2 protein-coding genes are annotated in these 4,809 nt (G+C 70.5%); both read left to right on the top strand.

All coding sequences use genetic code 11. The features are described from left to right. The first annotated feature begins 137 nt into the window (after positions 1 to 137). The gene (locus tag ACFV5N_RS24740; RefSeq protein WP_385603859.1) at positions 138 to 3,014 is read left to right on the top strand and encodes a lantibiotic dehydratase; all 2,877 of its coding nucleotides are present in this window, start codon (positions 138 to 140) and stop codon (positions 3,012 to 3,014) included. Next, entirely contained in the window at positions 2,998 to 4,254 is a 1,257-nt protein-coding gene (locus tag ACFV5N_RS24735; RefSeq protein WP_385603856.1) for a lanthionine synthetase C family protein, read from the top strand. The genes ACFV5N_RS24740 and ACFV5N_RS24735 overlap by 17 nt, the downstream gene beginning before the upstream one ends. Positions 4,255 to 4,809: the final 555 nt, after the last annotated feature.

Genomic DNA, 4,809 nt, shown 5'->3' with positions numbered 1-4,809 from the left:
ACGGCCCCCACCAGGGTTGGGCTGGTCACCCCCGCCCCGCATTCTGCCTTAACGGTCACCTAGGTTCGCCCCCACCCGGTCATGGCCGGGGCACTGGCCCACCCGGTGCCCCCGGACTTGGTTTCTGGGAGGCATGCATGCCCCGTGACGTGTTCGTTCACCAGCCCACAGCTCTTGCCCGTATCCCGCTGAGGCCCGCCGATCCGCTGAACCAGGAGCACGACAGCGGTCTTCTCGCGGAGGGGATGTTCCTCGCATCCCGCGCCGCCGGCGCCACTCACCCGGAGCCAGCCCGTGAAGCGCGGCGTGCCGCCACATGGCGGGCCTACGACATCCGGTCCCGGCACCGCACCACCCCGCACGGCGTGTTCGCCGGAGCGGCCCCGGCCCGCTTCAGTGACGAGAACACTGCGCTCGGCCTGGGCGGCGGCCACCGAGCCGTGACGACCCCGAGCCCGGCCTGGCTGTCCGCCATCGCCGACCGGCTGCTCGATGACCCGGAACTTCTGCCCCGGCTCCGTCTCACCACCAACAACCTGGTGGTGCGCCGAGGGGACCGCTGGGAGGCCGATCACCCCGCACCGGACCGCAGCGTCGCCCAGCGCAGCAGCGTCCGCGCCACCGCAGTCTCGACATGGCTGCTCGACCGCTGCCGTCGCACCCGGCCGGCTGCGGACGTCCTGGCCGGGCTGGCCGCCCGGTACCCGTCCGCCGGGCAGGAAACGCTCCTCGGCGCCGTCCGGCAGATGGTCCGTGCTGGCCTGCTCCTGACCGACCTGCTCCCTCCGCAGTTGAGGGACGACCCACTCAGCCATCTGCTCGACCGCCTGCCGCCCGCTGCCACCCTGCGGCCGGACCTGGAACACCTCCACCTCCTGCTGGCCCAAGCCGACCAGCTGACTCCCGGCGACCGACAGCGCCTGGTGCTGCTCCGCGCCGCTCGGGATGTGATGGACGGGATATCCGTGGTGGAGCGGCCCCTGGCGGTGGACACCCTGGCCGACGCCGCGCTCGTCCTGCCCGTCTCCATCGGTGCCCAGGCAGCTCAGGCGGCGAGCCTGCTGTGGCGTATCGGTCACCTCGCTGAACCCTTGACGGACTACCACGACCGGTTCGTCCGCGAGTTCGGCCGCCAGCGGCTGGTCCCGCTGCTGGAGGTGATCGACCCGGTCACCGGGATCGGCCCGCCGAGCCGGAGCGATGACCTCGGTGCCCGGAACGACCTCGACTCACGACGAGCGGAGATCCTGACCCGGCTGCTCGCCGACGCCACCGCCGCAGGCCGGAGGGAGGTGACGATCAGCGACGACCTCGCCGAGCAGCTGACCCGCCCCGCCCCTGATGTTCCCCCGCGCAGCGCCGAGATCCACGTCCGGATCGTGCGGCAGGAGCACGGCTGTCTGGGGATCGCTGTCTGTGACCTGGGCTCGCAAGACGCCGGTGCCGCCTCCGGCCGCTTCGCCCGATGGCTGCCCCAGCTCGCCCCCGCCCCCTCAGCACCCACCGAGGCGCTCGTCGCGGAGATCGTATGCCGGCCACAGGTCGGAGCCCCCGCCGCGCTGACACCCGAAACCGGCTTCACTACCCACCGCATCCCCATCGGCGTCCCGGAACGTGACGGCGACCTGACGCCCGACGAGTTGATGATCGCCACGAACGGCCACCACCTGCTGGTCTGGTCACCCAGGCACCAGCGCCCCGTCATACCCGTGCTGTTCAGCCGCCTCGCCCCCGGGCTCCTGCCCCCGGCGGCCAACCTCCTGCGCCTGGCCGGCTACGCAGGAACCCGCCCCTGGCATCCCTGGTCCTGGGGCCACGGCACCACCATGCCGTTCACACCACGGGTCCGCTACCGCGACGTAGTGCTCACCCCCGCGAGGTGGAGACTGCCCGAGGAACTGGCGGCAGCAGCCTCCCGCCGTTCCTCCTGGGACCGGGCGCTGGACTCCTGGAGGAACCGGGTCTCCCCGCGACTTCCCCGGGTCGCCGTCGTGGAGGAATCCGACCGGCACATTCCCCTGGACCTCAGCCGCCCCGATGACCGAGAACTCCTGCGCCGCAGCGTGACACGTGGAGCACGTTCCCTCGCTGAACCGCTCGGCAGCCCGCACACCACAACCACGGTGGTCGAAGGGCCCAACGGACGGCACCTGGCCGAGCTGGTCGTGAACCTCTCCCGACGCGACCACCCTCCTGCCCGCCACCCCGACACCCGCTCCGCACCCCGCCGACGAAGCGCACTGCACCTGCCGGGCGGACCTTGGCTCTCGGTTGCTCTGCCCGTACCCGCCGCTCACCAGGACGCCGTGCTGCGTCAGCTCCCCGAAGTGTTCGCCCCGGTTGATGACCACCTCGATCGCTGGTTCTGGCTGCGCTATCACACCCCCGCGCTCGGCGACCACCTGCGCATCCGCGCCAACGGAAAACCCACGGACCTCAACGTCCACGTCCTCCCGCAGCTCACCGCATGGAGCGCCGCCCTCAATGAACAACGGCTCGCTGGCTCCCTCCGGCTCGAACCCTACGAGCCCGAGACGGAGCGATACGGCGGCCCCGCAGCGATCAGCGCCGCCGAAGACGTATTCGCCGCCGACAGCATCCTCACCAGCCGCCTGCTCGCCCTCGCCCCTTCACCTGATGACTGGCCGCTCCTTGCGGCGCTGTCCTCGGTGGACATCGCCCGCACCCTCACCCGCGATCCGAAACGAGCACTCAGGAGCGCTGTCCTCCCCCCGGGCGAGAGGCGAACGCGCGATGACCTCCGAGTCCGACTCCGCGCTGAGACGACCTCCTTGATCCCCGCAGCGCTCACCGGCGGCTGGCAGGCCCGGCACACAGCCCTGACCGCCTACCGGGCCACGGTCAGCAACCCGGAGACGTCAACGGCCTGCGCTTCGGACCTCATCCACATGCACTGCAACCGGCTCCTCGGAACGCAGCCCGGATCCGAGCGCATCGTCCGGTCGCTGGCCACTGACCTCCTCCACTTCCAGGCTCATGAGACACAGCACTGACCACGCCGCCGAACTCGCGCTCAGCACAGCCCGGACGCTTCTGAACCCCGAACGCGTCGTCGCGGCGCTCACGCCGCAGGCTGCTGCCACGCTCAGCGACGGACTCTCCGGGACCGCACTGCTGCACGCCTGCCTCTCCCGTCTCGCGCCCGAGTTCGCCACGGCCGCCGACCGCCACTGGGAGGAAGCAGCCCGCCTGCTCGGCCGGGCATCGCCCAACGGGATCTACACAGGCCCCGGCGCACTGGCCGCATCGTTGATCATCGGATCGGGCTACCTCACCGATCCGAGCCGGCACCGGACAGCGATCAGCAAGGCCACCGCCTGGTTGTCCGCCCGCGCCCAGGGACTCGCCCACCACCAAACAGCCCGCACCGACCACGGTCGCCCCGGCGCCCCCTGGGCCGTGTACGACGTCATCCGAGGACTCTCCGGCATAGGCCGTGTCCTGGTGGCAGCGCAAGCCGCCGGGTATGAGGAGGAAGCCGGCCCAGGGCTGACCGCGGCGCTCACAACCCTGACCACCCTGATCCTCACCAACCACGGCCGATGTCCCGGCTGGTGGCTGCCAGCCGAAGACCACCCCCGGACCGTCACCGTCCACCCCTCCGGAGCCGCCACCACCGGGCTCGCCCACGGCATCGCCGGCCCCCTCGCCCTCCTGTCCCTCAGCCACGCGGCAGGCCAGTCCGTCCCCGGACAGGACCACGCGATCCACACCGCTGCCACCTGGCTGCTCGACTGGCAGGACACAAGGGGATCGTGGCCACCGTTCATCACCGGAGCCGAACTCAACGACACAACGCCCCAGCCTCGTCCAGGCAGACGCCACGCATGGTGCTACGGGACACCGGGCATCGGCCGCGCACTCACCCTCGCAGGAAACGCTGTGCACGAGCAGTCTCTGACCCACGCTGGCCGCGAAGCCATCCGACGCCTGGCCACCGCTCCCCCGGACGGGTGGGACACAGAAGGGCCGGGTCTCTGCCACGGCTCGGCTGGAATCCTCCAAGCCGCCATAAGAACCGGCCAACCCGCCGGGAACGCTGCGCACATCATGGCGCAGAACTTCAACGCACAAGGGCTCTTCCGGTTCCCGCAAGTCGAAGCGGGTGTCACCCTGAACAATCCTGGCTTTCTCACCGGAGCCACCGGGGCTGCTCTAGCTCTCGGAGAATATGCGGGCCTGTTCGCAAGCCAAAACTCTACTGACTGGGACGTCTTGCTGCTTCTGTCATAAGTTTCCCCAGCGGCTGCACATCGTCCTTCGTGTAGACGCGCGACTCCCCGTTTCCTGTCGCAATGACATCGCTCCTCACGTACATGGCCACTCGTCGTCCGGGCGGGCCGGGTCGTCGGCTGCCTCGCTCAGCACCACCGGGCACCACGGCAGCATCCGACCGGGGCCGGGCGATGCCATCCACGCCGCCGCTCCGGCCGGCGACGAGTTCCCGGAGCGGACAAGCGGTAGCGATCCGAGCCCCACCCAGCAGACAGCAATCCAACCGTCCGCTGCCAACCTGACACGCCATCAGCAAAGTCAGCATTGGGTCAGCATTCGGACTGGCGGACCCAGCAACAGAAGGCCAAACCTGCGGGACCCGCCACCGTCCGGTGGCTGCGTCTGCGCGGCGTATCCGCGCGGCGCCGCCCATGCAGCCACCGGGAGCGGAACGTGGTGTGCCATGACGGCCTCGGGCAATAAAAGACCAGGTCAGCGCGTGCGGCCCCGGGGTTTCAGGGGGACCGGGGGGAGGGCGGGGGCGGACAGGGGGTCGCCGGCGTAGCCCTTGAC

Source organism: Streptomyces sp. NPDC059853, assembly GCF_042731495.1.
Taxonomy (GTDB): Bacteria; Actinomycetota; Actinomycetes; order Streptomycetales; family Streptomycetaceae; genus Streptomyces.
This window is presented reverse-complemented; position numbering and strand designations above follow the sequence as displayed.

What these genes read in the sequence shown, in the direction of transcription:
- ACFV5N_RS24735 (WP_385603856.1), top strand. Translation starts at nt 2,998, where the DNA reads ATGAGACACAGCACTGACCACGCCGCCGAACTCGCGCTCAGCACAGCC.
- ACFV5N_RS24740 (WP_385603859.1), top strand. Translation starts at nt 138, where the DNA reads ATGCCCCGTGACGTGTTCGTTCACCAGCCCACAGCTCTTGCCCGTATC.